Here is a 16,811-nt window from a genome sequence, read left to right on the forward strand (position 1 = left end):
ATGGCAAAAAAAGCGGGACACCTGCTTTTTTCCTGCAAATTCCGGTAATTTATCGGTTTTATTTCATTTTGTTCAAGCAAATGGGATTTCACTATATCGTTCAGAGTGTCTCCTGTGTTTTCTTAAATTCATAGGGTGTCATGCCTGTTTTTTTCTTAAAAAGGTTATATAAGATCGGGGTGCTGTTAAAGCCTGCTTCATCGGCTATGGCACGTATTGTATAATTAGGATGCATTTTTAACAATTTGATGGCATAGTTTATACGAAGTTCATTAATATAGCCATTGAAATTGGTCCCGGTACACTCTTTTATCATTCGGGCAAAACGGGCGTTATTCAGATGTACTATCTGTGCCAAGTCTTCCCTCGATAATTCAGGAGAGAGATACAATCGGTCTTGAACAACTATCCGGTTGAGTTCCTGAAATATTTTCCGATTCTCCTCTTCCTCCCCGCTGACTTTATCGGTTTCATCCGGAAGGTCTTCTATTTCTTCAAGAGATTCCACGATCGGTTCTATGTCGGACAATATAGGAATTATTTTGTTTATTTCTTCTTCGGGCAATAGTTGGTTTCGTTCGTCCCTGTCTCTTTGAGCCAATTTCTCATTGACGAACCTGGCCAGTACTTTATTTTTGTATCTGACAATGTTGTTAAAACGCCACATACGCCATAATATAAACAGAGTAAGCAGGACTACACAGGCGAGGAAGATAAGTGATATATTTCTGATTTTCAGTTGCGAGGCCTGTTCTGCAATATGTTCTTCTTTCTCTGAAGCGTCATACATTGCATTCAGTTCCAAGGCGGCATTTGCCCTATCCTTATTATTAATACTGTCCGTTATCTCCAGTATAGTTCCACGCAAATCCGCAGCTGCCTTATAGTTTTGCATACCGAGATGGCCTTGTACTTCTTTCTTCAGGATTCTAAGATATTGGATATTGAGAGTATCTTGCTGTGTTCTCATCAAGTTCTTGAAATCCTGGCAATTTTCAATTACTTTTTCATATTGTCCAGAAAGAGTTAAATAAGGCACAGAATTAATCTTGCCATCCGGGGTATGGGAATCTTTTGTGGCTAAATATTGTTGATAATACTCTTCCGCTTGCTTATATTTCTTTTCTACCTGGCAGATATATGCCAGTTTTGCATATAGATAACTGTATTGGCTATCCGTATAACCTTCAGGAACGTGGGGAAGTTTTTCTATTCTTTTAAGAAGTTTCTCGCGTTCCAAAGCTAGCTTCAGGGCTTCTTCAATCCGTGAGTCCGTCATTAGATAACCCATCTCTGCCCCGTAATAATAGGAAAGCAACATCATTTCCCGCATATCTTTTGAGCCGCGCAGCATCTCGATAGTACGGTTGAAGTAATCATATGCTTTGTCTTTAGAAGATAACGCCCAGTTGTTTTCCCCAATGCAGAAAAGTAATCTGAATTCAGCTTCCCGGTCTTGTAATTCCTGTGCCTGCCTGATTCCGCTAAGGGCATACTTCATACTCTCGCTATGCTTGCTCATCATGTTGGTAAGTTCTGCCAAATAAACGGTCATTTTCAGCATATGTTCCGGGGCTCTCTGCGAAACAGAATCAAGCAAATAGGCTTTCCTGGCATACAAGTATGCCAGCTTGTTCATGTACAGGCTACGATAGGACAGACTACGCAGTTCATTGACTATCCGTAAAGGCATCGTTTTCCTGTTTTCCGCTTCATCTAACAGTTGTAATGCACGTTTTGGCTCGGCAATATATGTCCCGCGTATATATTCCTCAGTATATAGAGAATCGTTAAGAACAGTTTTGTTGGCTAATAAACGCTGGCTATGCACAAATAAAAAGATACATATACATACCCATAAATGTATACCTTTCATATTACTTTATCATCATTTACTCTCCAAAGGTAAACGATATTTGATAAACGTACAAAAACAGATTATTTTTATAAAATAAAAATAAGAAACATTAGCATTAACGGATTACATCGGGACATACGTTCTTTTCTGCGTTATTACAGGCCTAATGCTTTCTCAAACCGTTTATCGATGCACGTGCTCAGGTCGGTCGTGATGAATTTGCCATTATAGAAAAGGGTGAATATAGTGGCAGGAGTAGGTGCATTTTGTGCCTGTTCCATAGTTTCCAACCGGATTATTTTTAATGGGATTCCCTTATTTTTAGCTGCATCCACCAAAGAGCCGCGAACGTGGTACTCCGTGAACGGGCAACGATGGGTATAATAAACCACTACTCCTTCACGATCCGGACACTCACCACTCAGCACTGATTCGTTAAAGGAGGGATCGGGTGCGGCAGGGTTTATCTTTAACGCCAAAAGGCTGAATCCCGACGGGAGTTTTTCCACTGTTTGGAAGCCTTGCCTCAACAGCCATTTCGTGTCACTCATAAAATGGTATTTGGATGTACCGGCTACAGTAACCAGACCATCTTTTCCTTGCGCCTTTGCATCGTCGATAGCAGACTGCAACAATGCTTTGCCGTGTCCGCATCCTTTGTATTTCCCCGATACCCAAAAGCAGTTTATCATCAGATAATTGGGAGCGCTGACAGGAACCCATGCTTTTTCGGCCGGTACATATTCTATAAAGACTTTTGCCCGTTCATCGATCCGTCTGAAAACATATCCGTTATCAAACTCTTTTTTCAGCCAGGTTTTCTTCAGTTCGTAGCTATCCTTGCATTTCTTGTCCGAGAAAGCGCAGCAGATGTGTTCGCTATCGATATTTTCTTTCGTGAGAGTGATATACTTTGTTTCCATACTATTCTATTTATAGGTATATAATTGTTTAGAAAGCAAAAATAGTTCATATCGGGAACAATTGCAAAATATATGTGTTATATCGTTCTCTTTTAGTTATTCCCAGCCTCTTACCTTTGCAACATCAAAAAAAGTGAGAGTAATTAAAGGAGAATGTTATGAAGAAGAATGTATTAATTTTAGCAGTATTACTAATATCGGGAACGATTTTAGCTCAAAACGGAGGAGTCATTATGAAGAAGTATGAAAACCAATTGCCGCAAGCAGGCAGAGGCAACGTACAAGTTGCCTATCAAGGAAAAGCCATCGACCAGATGATTTACGAATTTATGGAGGAACAGGGAATACCGGGCATGACGCTCGCTATTGTTCAGGCTCCTTATATTCCACGCGTCGTAGGTTATGGAGTTACGGATTTTGAAAAAGGGAATCTCGCCGCAGCGAAAACTCTTTGGCCGATAGGACCTATCTCTCAAGGGTATGCGGCGGTAGCTATCATGCAATTGTACGAAAAAGGTAAACTTGATTTGAATGATCCTATCGGAAAGTATCTCAAGGATATTCCTGAAAGCTGGAAGTCAATCAGTATTCTTCAATTAATGCAACATAGTACGGGCATTGCCGATTATCGTGCACAAAGCGGTTTTGATGTATCGGCCAATTATCAGCCTGTTGAATTGATTAAGACAGTGGAAGCTATTCCTTTGGCTTTTGAACCGGGAACGGATGTGAAGCAAAGTGCTACCAACTTTCTTTTATTGACTTCTATCGTTGAGAAGGCAGGTAAAATGCCTTATCATGACTTCGTGAGAAAATATCAGATTGATTATCTTGGCTTGCAACAGACTTTCTTCGGCGAAGACTTGGCGAAAGTAAAGCAGGAAGATGTTACGACTACCGCCAACGTGCATCAGACTTTCAAGAAAGATAAAGATTATATCAATCCTTCGGAAACGACAACGGGGTATGTAGAAAAAGACGGTAAGTTAGTCGCTGCTCCTGCCATCAGTCCTACTGCCATGAAAGGTTTCTCCGATATTTGGGCATCAGCAGAGAATGTCAGTCATTGGGACATTGCTTTGGCGGGTGGAGTGCTCATCGCTAAACCGGAAAATCGTGATATGATTTATAAATCGACTAAGCTTGCCAACGGGAAAGTTGTTCCTGCCGTGGCTGGTTGGCAGTTCTACAATCATAAAGGATTGATGGATATCAAAGGCAATGTATCGGGACATTCCGCTTTTCTCAGTCGTTTCACGGATGCTTCAGAATTGGTGTGTGTCACTCTTTTGGCAAATAAGGAAGGAGTAGATCTCACAAATCTAGGACGTAAAATCGCTGCTGCTTTTGACAGTAGTAAAATGGGAACCGGTGCTAATGATAATCTATTATACACCTACGAGAGTCAGTTCAATGTAGCGGAAACGATGGCACGCCTTGAACAAACTCTGAAAAAGATGGGGATTCCTGTATTCGCCAAGTTCGATCATGGAAAGAATGCGGAGGAAGTAGGTCTGGAACTTCGACCGAATCAGGTTATTGTTTTCGGTTCTCCGAAAGTAGGAACTAAATTGATGCAAGATAATCCGAGTATTTCTATCGAATTGCCTTTGAAAATCTCTGTATGGGAAGATAAGAACGGTAGTGTATGGGCTACATTCCCGCAAATGAAAGTGATGGCGGCAGAATATGGTCTTGAAGCGGAACCCGTAATCGGAAAGATGCAGGAGTTGCTGGAGAAGATTGTTATTCAATCGGCCAGTGTTTATTAAATGATTTCTATTATAAATGATTCTTATTATATGAAATAAGGACTCATATTTATCTACATAAAAATCCGGTTCGAGGTTAGAACCGGATTTTCCTTTTTTAATGGTCTTAAAACCGCCAAGCTAATATCCTGCTATTTTTCGTTCCCTGCTGCATTCGGATAATCTTATATTCCGATACATGGACGGCTTTCAGTTTAGCGTACAGCTTATCCAGGTTCTTTTCTTTTGAAACCAGGCTGGTAAACCATCCACAGTTCTTCTTATATTTCTGACTTTCGGAAATCATATTCAATAAAAAGCGGATTTCTCCCCCTTCGCACCAAAGCTCGTTTGCATTCCCGCCGAAGTTCAGTTTTGCTTTCTGTACTTTCTCGCCTTTCAGGCTGCTTAGTTTGCGCAATGTCCCTTCTTCCGCTTCTTCTTTCGAACTATGAAATGGTGGATTACAAATAGTTACATCAAAATAGTCATCGGAAGCAATTATTCCATCGAATATCTTTTTACTATCTTCCTGAAGTCTTAAGTCAATCTTATGTGCTAACACCGGATTGCAAGTCACTATCTTTCGTGCATTCTCAATGGAAACCGGATCAATATCAGAGCCGACAAATGTCCATCCGTATTCCGTGTGTCCGATAATCGGGTAAATACAATTGGCTCCTACTCCAATATCCAGGCATCTTGGCTTTTTGTTCTCCTCACTTTCTCCGTTTCTGTTACCTCGTTCCGCTTGAATTAAGTCCGCAATATAATGAATATAATCTGCTCTCCCGGGAATGGGCGGACACAAATAATCTTTCGGTATATCCCAATACCGAATACCATAATAGGTTATCAGCAAAGCTTTATTCAGTGCCCTCACCGCATGCGGATTAAAGAAATTTATCGTATTTGTTCCATACGGATTGAGTGATACAAACTTCTTGAGAGGGGGATAATTCTCTATCAATAACGAAAAATCGTATTGACCGTTATGCTTATTTCTGGTATGTAGTTCGTTTCTTTCTGCCATATTCAAATGCAATGCTTTTGTTAACAAAAAAGCCTTGTAAGCTATTCACTTACAAGGCTTTACATTTTTTCCAGCGGAGAGGGAGGGATTCGAACCCCCGGAAGTGTTACCTTCAACGGTTTTCAAGACCGCCGCAATCGACCACTCTGCCACCTCTCCAAAACTCCCTTATCAGAAGTGCTTTCCGTTGAAAGCGGTGCAAAGGTACAAATCATTTTTAAATCCGCAAACAATCTGATATTTTTTTCGCGAATAAATCGTATTTTTGCAGACCATTAGTAAGAACAAAGATATGATATACCCTCAAAATTTTGAGCAAAAGATAGGATTCGACCAGATCAGGCAGCTACTGAAAGATAAATGTCTCAGCACTTTAGGTGAAGAGCGGGTGATGGATATGACCTTTTCCGAACAATATGAAGAAGTAGAAGAGCAATTAAACCAGGTAACTGAGTTTGTTCGCATCATTCAGGAAGAGGACGGATTTCCCGACCAGTTTTTCTTTGATGTCCGCCCGTCGCTGAAACGTGTGCGGATAGAAGGCATGTATCTGGATGAGCAGGAGTTGTTTGACCTGCGGCGTTCATTAGAAACCATTCGTGACATTGTACGTTTTCTACATCGGAGTGAAGATGAAGAAGAAAACGATGCCCCCTACCCTAGTCTGAAAAGACTGGCGGGAGATATTGCTGTATTCCCGCAACTAATTGGGAAGATAGACGGTATCCTTAATAAATATGGAAAAATCAAGGATAACGCTTCTACTGAGTTAGCCCGCATACGCCGTGAGCTTGCCAGCACAATGGGAAGTATTTCACGGTCTTTGAACAGTATCCTGCGCAGTGCACAGTCTGAAGGTTATGTAGATAAAGACGTGGCTCCCACTATGCGTGACGGTCGCCTGGTAATCCCCGTCGCACCGGGACTGAAGCGGAAAATCAAAGGAATCGTACACGATGAATCCGCAAGTGGAAAGACTGTATTTATAGAACCCGCCGAAGTTGTAGAAGCCAATAACCGTATCCGCGAACTCGAAGGAGACGAACGACGCGAGATTATTCGTATCCTCACTGAGTTTTCAAATATACTCCGCCCGTCTATCCCAGAAATTCTTCAGTCGTATGAATTCCTGGCAGAGGTTGACTTTATCCGCGCGAAAAGTTATTTTGCGATACAAACGAATAGTCTGAAACCTTCTGTAGAAAATGAACAACTACTAGATTGGACGATGGCTGTACATCCGCTATTGCAACTTTCATTAGCCAAACATGGCAAGAAAGTCGTACCGCTGGATATGGAACTTAATCAGAAACAGCGCATTCTTATTATATCCGGCCCGAATGCCGGCGGTAAATCTGTCTGTCTGAAAACAGTCGGGTTACTACAATATATGTTGCAATGCGGTATGTTGATTCCTCTGCACGAACGCAGTCATGCAGGTATATTCAGCAGCATCTTTATTGATATCGGTGATGAACAGTCCATCGAAGACGACCTGAGTACTTACTCTTCTCACCTGACCAATATGAAGATTATGATGAAGAACTGCAACGAGCGCAGCCTCATCCTGATTGATGAATTTGGTGGAGGTACGGAACCACAGATTGGTGGCGCCATCGCCGAAGCCGTATTGAAACGTTTCAATCAGAAGCGGACATTCGGAGTCATCACCACTCACTATCAAAATCTGAAGCATTTTGCCGAAGATCATGAAGGAGTAGTGAATGGAGCTATGCTTTATGACCGCCATCTGATGCAAGCGCTTTTCCAACTGCAAATCGGAAATCCGGGAAGTTCATTCGCCGTAGAAATTGCCCGAAAAATCGGACTGCCGGAAGATGTCATTGCCGATGCTTCGGAAATTGTGGGAAGTGAATATATCAACGCTGACAAATATCTTCAGGACATTGTGCGCGACAAACGCTATTGGGAAGGCAAACGCCAAACCATCCGCCAACGGGAAAAGCATATGGAAGAGACTATCACCCGCTATCAGACGGAAATAGAAGAATTGCAGAAATCACGGAAAGAGATTATCAAGCAGGCAAAAGAAGAAGCAGAACGAATGTTGCAAGAATCGAATGCCCGCATTGAAAATACAATTCGTACCATCAAGGAAGCACAGGCCGAAAAGGAAAAGACGCGCCTGGCACGTCAGGAGCTGACTGACTTCCGCACTTCTCTGGATGCATTGGCTTCCAAAGAGCAGGAAGAGAAGATGGTACTAAAGATGGAGAAACTAAAAGAGAAGCAGGAACGGAAGAAGAACAAGAAAAACGAGCCGAAAGCCGCAGCTTCCTCTCCTTCAAGCACTCCCAAAGTAACACCTATTGCAGTCGGCGAGAATGTAAAAATCAAGGGACAGACCAGCATCGGGCAGGTGATGGAAATCAATGGTAAAAACGCGACTGTCGCTTTCGGAAGCATTAAGACAACCGTAAAATTAGACCGTCTCGAACGCAGCAATGCTGTTCAAAAAACGGAAGGAATTGCCAAAAGCACCTTTGTCAGCAGTCAGACGCATGACCAGATGTATGAGAAGAAACTTAGTTTCAAACAAGACATCGATGTCCGGGGAATGCGTGGAGACGAAGCGCTGCAAGCTGTCACTTATTTTGTTGATGACGCTATATTAGTAGGTATGGACCGTGTACGTATCCTTCACGGCACAGGAACCGGAATACTTCGTACCCTTATCCGCCAATATCTGTCCACCGTGCCGGGAGTCAGTCATTATGCCGACGAACATGTACAGTTCGGTGGTGCCGGAATCACGGTAGTCGATTTTGACTAATCTGTAAACAAAACGTCTAAAGAACTTGTTCTCATTTAGAAAACCACTACCTTTGCTACGGTGGTTTTCTAAAACGAGAATAAAGCATGAAAAATAATCTGTTAAGCGAAAAGCTTATTTACACCGGAGACAGCCTGACTCCTACCCACATCCATCTTTGTACGTACAACACTACCGAGATGCAGGAAAACTCCGGCGATACATTCCAATCCGTCAAAGATACATTGGATAATGCACGAATCAACTGGTTGCAAGTGCACGGATTGAAAGATACGGAAACCATCCGTGAAATTTGCAGTCATTTTGAAATAGACTTCCTTGTTTTACAGGATATTCTGAATTCTGACCACCCGACAAAAATCGAAGAACATGACAAGTATATTGTCCTGATTCTGAAATTATTCTACCCCAATACGCATAAAGAGGAAGACGAACTGGACGAACTGCTCCAGCAACAGGTATGTATTATTCTCGGAAGCAATTATGTGCTTACCTTCCTCGAAAAGGAAACCGACTTCTTCGATGATGTCAATTCTGCCCTGCGCAACGATGTCCTGAAAATACGTAGCCGCCAGACGGATTACCTGCTTAGTGTATTACTGAATAGTGTAATGGCAAATTATATCTCAACCATCTCCGCTATCGACGATGCGCTCGAAGACCTGGAAGAGGAACTGCTCACTATCACCGAAGGAAACGACATAGGTATCCAGATTCAGGCACTCCGACGCCAATATATGCTAATGAAGAAATCTATTCTTCCATTGAAAGAGCAATATATAAAACTGTTACGTGCAGAAAACCTGCTCATTCATAAGGTGAACCGCGCTTTCTTCAATGATGTGAACGACCACTTGCAGTTCGTCTTGCAAACCATTGAAATCTGCCGGGAAACGCTTTCTTCATTGGTAGATCTTTATATCTCCAACAATGACTTACGAATGAACAACATCATGAAACGGCTGACCATCGTGTCTACCATTTTCATCCCTCTGACCTTTTTAGCCGGAGTATGGGGAATGAACTATAAATGGATGCCCGAACTAGATTGGCGTTATGGTTATTTATTTGCCTGGTTTGTGATGGGGATTATCGGTATTATCGTATATTTGTTCTTCAAAAAGAAAAATTGGTATTAATAAAAACACACCTTCAGTCATGAAATCAATCAAAGAGCTATATAGGATAGGCACAGGTCCTTCCAGTAGCCACACAATGGGACCACGTAAAGCTGCTGAAATGTTTCTGGAACGCCATCCGGATGCCGCTTCTTTCAAAGTTACTCTTTATGGCAGTTTAGCCGCTACGGGCAAAGGGCACATGACGGATGTAGCTATCATAGATACTCTACAGCCTACTGCTCCGATAGAAATCGTATGGCAACCCAAAGTATTCCTGCCTTTCCATCCGAATGGGATGACATTTGCCGCCCTTGATGCTAATAATAAGATAACCGAGAATTGGACTGTCTACAGCATAGGTGGCGGTGCGTTAGCAGAAAACAATGATAATCCGACTATCGAAAGCCCAGAAGTGTACGGCATGAACAATATGACCGAAATACTGCAATGGTGCGAGCATACCGGGAAAAGTTATTGGGAATATGTGAAGGAATGTGAGAATGAAGATATATGGGATTATCTGGCAGAGGTATGGACTACCATGAAAGATGCAATCCATCGTGGACTGGAAGCGGAAGGGGTATTGCCCGGACCGCTAAACCTGAGACGTAAAGCTTCCACCTATTATATACGTGCCACCGGCTATAAGCAATCCCTCCAATCCAGAGGACTTGTCTTTTCTTATGCCCTGGCAGTAAGTGAAGAGAATGCTTCCGGCGGAAAGATTGTGACTGCTCCTACCTGTGGCTCTTGCGGTGTAATGCCTGCGGTGCTTTATCATCTACAAAAAAGTCGCGAGTTCAGCGATATGCGTATTTTACGCGCATTGGCTACTGCCGGATTAATCGGAAACATTGTCAAATTCAATGCGTCCATCTCCGGTGCGGAAGTAGGCTGCCAGGGAGAAGTAGGCGTTGCCTGTGCCATGGCTTCGGCTGCTGCCAATCAGTTATTCGGTGGTAGTCCGGCACAAATCGAATATGCTGCCGAGATGGGACTTGAACACCATTTGGGTATGACTTGCGATCCTGTTTGCGGCTTGGTACAAATTCCCTGTATCGAACGTAATGCGTATGCTGCCGCCCGTGCATTGGATGCCAATATTTATTCATCCTTTACAGATGGCATGCACCGTGTTTCATTTGATAAAGTAGTACAAGTAATGAAACAGACTGGGCACGACCTACCGTCACTCTACAAAGAAACGAGTGAAGGCGGATTGGCCAAGGATTACCAACAGATGTAGTTATAAATAATAACGGGTTATTTCTTTGAACGAAATAACCCGTTATTATTTATTATTCAAACCACTTTGTTCCTCATCGAAAGACTATTCAGTAGGTGGCCAATTGGTATCATCTCCGTTACTGATATCTTTTTTATGCAGTAATCCGCCTTCTTGTGAGAAATAAAGCGAATATCGTTGACTACCCAGCTTCACCTGGATCACAGATTCCGTCGGATTCTGCGGATACGTCAAAACATAGACATCGGTCACTACCCACGCACTATAATCCGAATTTTGGAAAGCCGTATAAACAGCGGGTACCAATTGGTCAATGCTATCCAGTTCATTCTCGGTCATCACCCAATTCGCATTGGCGTCAAACCAAACATCCAGTTCATCACCAGTCACCCAGCAGTCCGCTACATAATAGTCCCCTTTCATTTCCCATTCTATATTCTGTGCAGCCGGATACAGTTGCTTCAAAGCCTCAGTAATATTACTGGGTGGCACTAAGGCAGGATCATCATCATCGTCACTACATGCGCTAAACGAAAGGGCGGTCATCATCAGCACTACCGCCCACGCGCCAAACTTAAATTTCCACATAGCTTTCTTCTTGTTTAGGTTTATCTATTACTATTATTCAATCAATCGTCAGCTTTCAGAAACTTTCCTTTTTTATCAAATTTGAAAGAAACTCCCGTAGACAATTCTACTTCATATCCTTTACGGTCACGTTCGACTTTCGTTACGCCTTCACTTACAAAATTATGCGCTTTCAGATAATCAACAGCAAATCCCGGAATTATACTTGCGGGAACAGATTGTCCTTTCTTAGCACTTACTTCTTCCCAGTTTCCTTTGCTATCAAAATCAATCTCCGTACCGTCCACCAACAACACTTCGTATTTGGTAGACTCCATCAAATCTTTATCAATCTTAATCTGAGCAACTTCAGGCTTCGTGAAATGACGATTGATAAAATTGCGTGCAGGAAGCGGCAATTGATTCATGTCTTTCGTAATCACATCAGTTGCGAATGAGAACTGTACGGCTACAATGGCCAACACAAGTAAAGATAGAATTTTCTTCATAATCGTTATTCTTTTTAGCGTTAATACTATACTTAGTTTTTATACTGCAAATAACGATACAGATTCTGGAAAGATTTAGGAATACTATGAGTTTGCTCATTTTTTATATTCTTTAACCGTTCCTTTTACTTTGCCTTGTCAAAAGCCGGACTATAAATTATTGTTTTTTCTTTAAGAAGCGTTTAGCAAGATATTTTCGTATGGGTTCATCATACAGTTTCAAGCACAGATAAGCCAATACAACACTCAATACGTAAACGAATAAAGCAACTTCCCATGTTTCTCCCAAAGTATAGAGCTGATTTTTAATCAACCACGCATAGAATAAATACATAATTGGATAATGTATCACATAAACCGGATAAGATATATCGCCCAGGAACTTGCATATCACGGTTGACTTCTTATCTGTAGTGGTTCCCGATGCTCCCAGCCAAACAAGAATGGGGAAAGCTACGATCACACAAAATGCTTCATAAGCACCGTTTGTACAAAACTTCTCCGTACCTCCCAGATAAGGTACTGAAAACAAAGCGAGCAATATAATTGTGCATATCCAAAATGCACCTCTTATTTTAACAGGTTTGAAGTTGCGAGACAAAAGCATACCCATAGAGAAAGGAAAAAGCATTCTCAATGATCCACCTAAGAAATTTACGCTGTCCAATGTCCAACCCACTCCAATATTTCCATAAGTGGAGACATCAAAGACTGCGAATAACGCCAGAGCAATTCCCAACAATACTACAAGTACAGTCAGTGCCTTATTCGATAGACGACGAATAAACAAGGCATAAAGGATATTACCTATATATTCAAAGAACAACGACCAGCAAGGTCCGTTCAAAGGGAACATTTCACCATTACCGCGAACTTCATAGCCTACACCCGGCATCGCAGGAATAAAGAATATCGTACAGAGAAGTGACAACATCACCATTGATATGGCAACATGTGTTCCATCCCATTGCACACACCCCTGAAGATAGAATGTAACAGCACCCAGAACAGCACCCATGATTACCATAGGATGAAGACGTATCAAACGACGTTTAAAGAAATTCTTCATTGTAAGGCTCTTACCCCAACGGTCATCATAAGCATAACCGATAACAAAACCCGAAAGGATAAAGAAAAAATCTACGGCCAAATATCCGTGATTGAAAGTCTCAATCATACCACTACCAGCGGAATTTCTGACTTCTGCAAAAGCGTAGCCTTCAAATATATGATACCATATAACCATGAGAGCTGCCACGCCGCGAAGTCCGTCAAGAAGATCATAATGTGCTTTAGTGTCTGCAAAAGCTGAGGAAGAAATGTTCGACATCTGTTTTTTTATTATTTAATTAATATTTTCAGATGGCAAAGATACAGCTTGCCAAACGAAGTTCTTTTGCTCAAAAGCAAAAAAGACCGGAGAATATCTATTTTTTAGCGCGCACCCGGCTTAGTGTATAAATGGAAATACCAAGAAAAGCGGCCACATACTTCAACTTCACCCTATTTATCAGTCCGGGATAACGACGGTTAAACTGTTCGTATCGCTCCGTAGGCGAAAGCTGAAGTCTTTCCACAAACATATGGCTCAGTTCCTTGTTTACATCTTGATGCAAGATTCTTCCCCAGTTGGCTATATCAATATATGTTTCATAAAGGGCATTCAGTTTATCAATATGGATAACATAGACTTTGCAATCCGACAAGGTTTCAATACTCTCTATTGACGGCTGTTTGTAGTACAACGAATCCATACCGAAAGTAACATCACCCTCCTGACTGAACCAGGTAGTAGTGTCCTCCCCGTTATGATGGAACACGGAACGGGCAACGCCTTCTTCTATAAAATAGACCAAACGATCGGTAACTCCCGATTGCACTATATATGTATTCTTGGGGTAATACCTCACCTGCATATTCTCCTGCAATGCTTGAAGCGCTTCGTCGGAAACCGGATAAATTTGCCTGATTTTATTAATGATGTTTTTCATTGAACTTAGAGAGGAATCCATATATTATTCTCTTTCTATCCGCCATTCCCCTATCGTACAACGTTCGCTATCAAAATTGACAGCCACCTTTACTATGGGTAGCCCGCATAAAGCAAAACGTTCCGGATAATTCTTCAAATCAATCTGTTCCATCGCCTCGTTCGCTGTCTTATCAAGTTTCAATTCCATCACATATAGAGTAGTCTTTGTGCGAAGTACCATATCCACCCGACCGCGAGGAGTACGAACTTCCACGTCTACATAAAAGTTCAACAAACTGAATATGATATAAAACATCTGCTGATAATGGCCTTCATATTTCGTATTGTCACACTGGGGAATAGTGGACAGGAATGTCTGCAAACGACGCATCGCAGCATCCATATCGCCATTACGGATATCACGTGAAAGATAAGCTACCATAGTATTGGCTTCCTCTGCATTATTAGCAACATAATGAGGTAGAAGGCTCTCCATCAATCCTAATCGCACTTCTTTATTAGGAATATCAAGTGTATAGATATCTAATTCCTTATCATAGTCTTTAATGGTAATATAACCACTCTGATATAGTAATGGAGTAATGGTAGTCATCGTTTCGGTAGGAGCATCAAAAGCGGAAGCTTTTGCTTGCTTGCATCCTATTTCGGAAGGTTCCACGTTAAACTTATCCAGCATCTTTATCAGATATGTAGGCGTGCCGCTTCCAAACCAATAAGAACCAATCTTTCCCTTTTCCATTGCCGTAAGCAAACTAAAGGGATTGTACATATCGGGCGATGGATAAGTAAAATGATAACCATCATAATTTTCTTTCAGCTTCAACAACACCTCTTCAGGCGTAATCTCCAACTTCTTCGCCAATCCATCCACATCTTCTTTCATCTGAGAACGTATTTCCTCCTCACTGATTCCACACAAAGCAGCATATGGCTCATCCATACTAATATTCTCAATATTATTTAATTCGCTGAAGATGCTGAGTTGAGAGAATTTAGTTATACCGGTCAGAAATACATAACGAAGATAAGGATCGCAAGCCTTTAAAGGGCTATAAAAATTACGCATGATGTTGCGCAATACACCAAGATTCTCCCGTTCATGCATCACATCAAGCAAAGGAGCATCATATTCATCAATAAGAACAACTACTTTCTTTCCTGTCTGCTCATAAGCACGTTTGATCAACCCCATCAAACGTTGATTAGGATTAACTTCCTCCTCAGCCTTTCCATAAACAAGCTCATAATTAGAAAGTTTCAGATTTAATTCTTGCAACAGTTGTTCCTTATCCGCATGCTTAGCGGTACTCATATCAAAGTGAAGTACAGGATATTCCACCCACTCTTTTTCTAACTTCTCCATAGCTAATCCACGGAAAAGCTCTTTACGACCGGAAAAATAGCTGTGTAATGTAGAAGTAAGCAGTGACTTACCGAAACGGCGCGGACGACTCAAGAACATATATTTAGCAGAGGAATGTGTCATACGGTACACATACTCCGTTTTATCAATATAAAGATAATTTCCCTCTCGTATATTTGAGAATGTCTGTATCCCGATGGGATATAATCTTTGCAAATCTTCCATATCAGTATTCTTTGTTACAAAGCTACAAAAAAATATCGAATTCTACCGATATACCCCTAAAACTAATATATCAACCATCTTCACAGACATGCGTCACATGTCTGATAACACACCACGTGATGCTGCTCTTATCCTTGACATTCTGGTAGATTGTCACATTGGTAAACAAGCAACAAAGTGAATTAAAAAATATCCGGATGCCCACTGAAGGACATCCGGATATCACATTCTCTCTACCTTTTGACTAATTTACCTCTCTGAATAATTTGCCAGATTGTAACATACCGGCTTAGTGCTATTACCCACACGGTAAATACCGAATTTGAAATAGTAGCCATCTTTGTCGTTACGTCCAATCAGGATTTTTTCATTGTCAACAATATGTTTACTAACCTTTTTTCCTTTGTCCTGGTAGTCCATCTGTACATCGAGCATACCCGGCTTCACGATTGTTTCGGCTTCTTTTCCGTAGACCGTCCAGTCGATATGGATGCAGAATGTAATCCAGCAATCTTTCGGAAAATCGGCATAAGGCATTTTATAAGCAATGGTAGATACTTTATATTCAGATGTCACAGGTTTCATGATCGGTGTCTTTTCTGGATTTGCGTTGCAACGGTCGTCTTTGTCTGTCAGCCATTTACGGTCGGAGTTAGCTTTGATATAGAACCATCCGCCGGAGAATCCGAATGCCAGTGGCGGGTATCCGCCCTGTTCAACCAGCCATCCGTTGGCTTTGCCGGCTGTATATACAGGATTGCCCTGTTTGTCTTTCACCGGATTGCCTTGCTTATCCAGTTTGGCTTTTTTCTCGTGTCCGGCGTTTTTCTTGAAGATAGTAGTTTTTTCCAGTTCTATGAATTCGTCAACTGTCAGTGTCTTCACTTCACCCTGCGGAGTCTGAACCAGGGTACGGTCCGGCATTCCATGCCATTGGGCGAAAATTGTCGAAACATCACTACCCAATGTAGAAGGGATATATACCGAAAACTCATAGTCGCGGGAAGCACCCTGTGGACAAGCTCCTTTTCCATGATGATATACGGTTTTCATAATCTGTGCCTTCTTGTAGGTATCCACAGGCTCCCCTTTGAAATCGTCGGAAGTTGCATAGCAATAAGAGAATTCAGCACGCCCTTTTGTTTCCCCTTTGGCGTATCCCGACAGCGTGTTATCATCTTCCTTCAGTTCAAAACGATAAGAAGGTTTTCCGTTAAACATACGGGTGAAGTCGCATTGAATGGCATGCGGCTTCTTAGAACCGACTGCTACCCAGCAACCGTCTATTATCTGATTGACACGTGCCGTATCTCCCTGTACGTTTACACGTTCGGTAAGCGAAACCAGTGTTTGTGTATTTTTAGTCTGGGCGGTCATTGCCGTGCATCCTGCCGCTACCACACAGATAGCTAAAATGTTTTTCTTCAT

13 protein-coding genes and 1 tRNA gene are annotated in these 16,811 nt (G+C 41.8%); 4 read left to right on the top strand and 10 right to left on the bottom strand.

The window, feature by feature from the left end; genetic code table 11:
• Nucleotides 1-100: 100 nt before the first annotated feature.
• Nucleotides 101-1,867, bottom strand: a complete 1,767-nt coding sequence (locus tag HC965_RS20635; RefSeq protein WP_191033313.1) for an AraC family transcriptional regulator — start codon at nucleotides 1,865-1,867, stop codon at nucleotides 101-103.
• A gap of 146 nt (nucleotides 1,868-2,013) precedes the next feature.
• Nucleotides 2,014-2,781, bottom strand: a complete 768-nt coding sequence (locus HC965_RS20640) for an N-acetyltransferase (protein WP_191033229.1) — start codon at nucleotides 2,779-2,781, stop codon at nucleotides 2,014-2,016.
• A 158-nt stretch (nucleotides 2,782-2,939) separates the two neighbouring features.
• Here HC965_RS20640 and HC965_RS20645 point away from each other — a divergent pair, with 158 nt between their 5' ends.
• Nucleotides 2,940-4,553 carry a serine hydrolase gene (locus tag HC965_RS20645; protein ID WP_191033230.1) on the top strand — a complete coding sequence of 538 codons (1,614 nt, stop codon included), beginning with the start codon at nucleotides 2,940-2,942 and terminating at the stop codon, nucleotides 4,551-4,553.
• 106 nt (nucleotides 4,554-4,659) lie between these two features.
• On the opposite strand, the gene rlmF is transcribed toward HC965_RS20645, so the two are convergent.
• On the bottom strand, nucleotides 4,660-5,565 hold the full coding sequence (gene rlmF, locus HC965_RS20650) for a 23S rRNA (adenine(1618)-N(6))-methyltransferase RlmF (protein ID WP_191033231.1): 906 nt from the start codon (nucleotides 5,563-5,565) through the stop codon (nucleotides 4,660-4,662).
• A gap of 74 nt (nucleotides 5,566-5,639) precedes the next feature.
• A tRNA-Ser gene (locus HC965_RS20655) sits at nucleotides 5,640-5,724 on the bottom strand.
• Nucleotides 5,725-5,857: 133 nt separating this feature from the next.
• On the opposite strand from HC965_RS20655, the gene HC965_RS20660 reads away from it, so the two are divergent.
• The 3 genes from HC965_RS20660 to HC965_RS20670 all read left to right on the top strand — a co-directional run bounded on the left by HC965_RS20660 (nucleotide 5,858) and on the right by HC965_RS20670 (nucleotide 10,726).
• Entirely contained in the window at nucleotides 5,858-8,359 is a 2,502-nt protein-coding gene (locus HC965_RS20660) for an endonuclease MutS2 (RefSeq protein WP_191033232.1), read from the top strand.
• Between the two features lie 86 nt (nucleotides 8,360-8,445).
• Nucleotides 8,446-9,498, top strand: coding sequence for a magnesium/cobalt transporter CorA (gene corA / locus HC965_RS20665; RefSeq protein ID WP_191033233.1), 1,053 nt, complete (start codon nucleotides 8,446-8,448; stop codon nucleotides 9,496-9,498).
• A 19-nt stretch (nucleotides 9,499-9,517) separates the two neighbouring features.
• A complete protein-coding gene (locus HC965_RS20670) occupies nucleotides 9,518-10,726 on the top strand; it encodes an L-serine ammonia-lyase (RefSeq protein WP_191033234.1) in 1,209 nt (402 codons plus the stop codon).
• 84 nt (nucleotides 10,727-10,810) lie between these two features.
• On the opposite strand, the gene HC965_RS20675 is transcribed toward HC965_RS20670, so the two are convergent.
• From HC965_RS20675 to HC965_RS20700, 6 genes are all read right to left on the bottom strand, one after another.
• Nucleotides 10,811-11,314: a PepSY-like domain-containing protein gene (locus tag HC965_RS20675; RefSeq protein ID WP_167963702.1), complete on the bottom strand. Its 504-nt coding sequence runs from the start codon at nucleotides 11,312-11,314 to the stop codon at nucleotides 10,811-10,813.
• A gap of 41 nt (nucleotides 11,315-11,355) precedes the next feature.
• A complete protein-coding gene (locus HC965_RS20680) occupies nucleotides 11,356-11,802 on the bottom strand; it encodes a PepSY-like domain-containing protein (protein WP_022139573.1) in 447 nt (148 codons plus the stop codon).
• Nucleotides 11,803-11,959: 157 nt separating this feature from the next.
• Nucleotides 11,960-13,132, bottom strand: a complete 1,173-nt coding sequence (locus tag HC965_RS20685; protein WP_191033235.1) for an acyltransferase — start codon at nucleotides 13,130-13,132, stop codon at nucleotides 11,960-11,962.
• 97 nt (nucleotides 13,133-13,229) lie between these two features.
• On the bottom strand, nucleotides 13,230-13,793 hold the full coding sequence (locus HC965_RS20690; RefSeq protein ID WP_191033314.1) for a Crp/Fnr family transcriptional regulator: 564 nt from the start codon (nucleotides 13,791-13,793) through the stop codon (nucleotides 13,230-13,232).
• Between the two features lie 24 nt (nucleotides 13,794-13,817).
• Nucleotides 13,818-15,383, bottom strand: a complete 1,566-nt coding sequence (locus tag HC965_RS20695) for an ATP-binding protein (RefSeq protein WP_191033236.1) — start codon at nucleotides 15,381-15,383, stop codon at nucleotides 13,818-13,820.
• Nucleotides 15,384-15,632: 249 nt separating this feature from the next.
• Nucleotides 15,633-16,811, bottom strand: a complete 1,179-nt coding sequence (locus HC965_RS20700; RefSeq protein ID WP_191033237.1) for a heparin lyase I family protein — start codon at nucleotides 16,809-16,811, stop codon at nucleotides 15,633-15,635.

Origin of the sequence: Bacteroides sp. GM023, assembly GCF_014750685.1 — a bacterium.
Lineage (GTDB): Bacteria > Bacteroidota > Bacteroidia > Bacteroidales > Bacteroidaceae > Bacteroides.

Bases quoted from the DNA above. Each gene is read 5' to 3' on its own strand.
- HC965_RS20640 (WP_191033229.1), bottom strand. From the start codon at position 2,781: ATGGAAACAAAGTATATCACTCTCACGAAAGAAAATATCGATAGCGAA.
- HC965_RS20645 (WP_191033230.1), top strand. From the start codon at position 2,940: ATGAAGAAGAATGTATTAATTTTAGCAGTATTACTAATATCGGGAACG.
- rlmF (WP_191033231.1), bottom strand. From the start codon at position 5,565: ATGGCAGAAAGAAACGAACTACATACCAGAAATAAGCATAACGGTCAA.
- HC965_RS20660 (WP_191033232.1), top strand. From the start codon at position 5,858: ATGATATACCCTCAAAATTTTGAGCAAAAGATAGGATTCGACCAGATC.
- corA (WP_191033233.1), top strand. From the start codon at position 8,446: ATGAAAAATAATCTGTTAAGCGAAAAGCTTATTTACACCGGAGACAGC.
- HC965_RS20670 (WP_191033234.1), top strand. From the start codon at position 9,518: ATGAAATCAATCAAAGAGCTATATAGGATAGGCACAGGTCCTTCCAGT.
- HC965_RS20675 (WP_167963702.1), bottom strand. From the start codon at position 11,314: ATGTGGAAATTTAAGTTTGGCGCGTGGGCGGTAGTGCTGATGATGACC.
- HC965_RS20680 (WP_022139573.1), bottom strand. From the start codon at position 11,802: ATGAAGAAAATTCTATCTTTACTTGTGTTGGCCATTGTAGCCGTACAG.
- HC965_RS20685 (WP_191033235.1), bottom strand. From the start codon at position 13,132: ATGTCGAACATTTCTTCCTCAGCTTTTGCAGACACTAAAGCACATTAT.
- HC965_RS20690 (WP_191033314.1), bottom strand. From the start codon at position 13,793: ATGAAAAACATCATTAATAAAATCAGGCAAATTTATCCGGTTTCCGAC.
- HC965_RS20695 (WP_191033236.1), bottom strand. From the start codon at position 15,383: ATGGAAGATTTGCAAAGATTATATCCCATCGGGATACAGACATTCTCA.
- HC965_RS20700 (WP_191033237.1), bottom strand. From the start codon at position 16,811: ATGAAGAAAAACATTTTAGCTATCTGTGTGGTAGCGGCAGGATGCACG.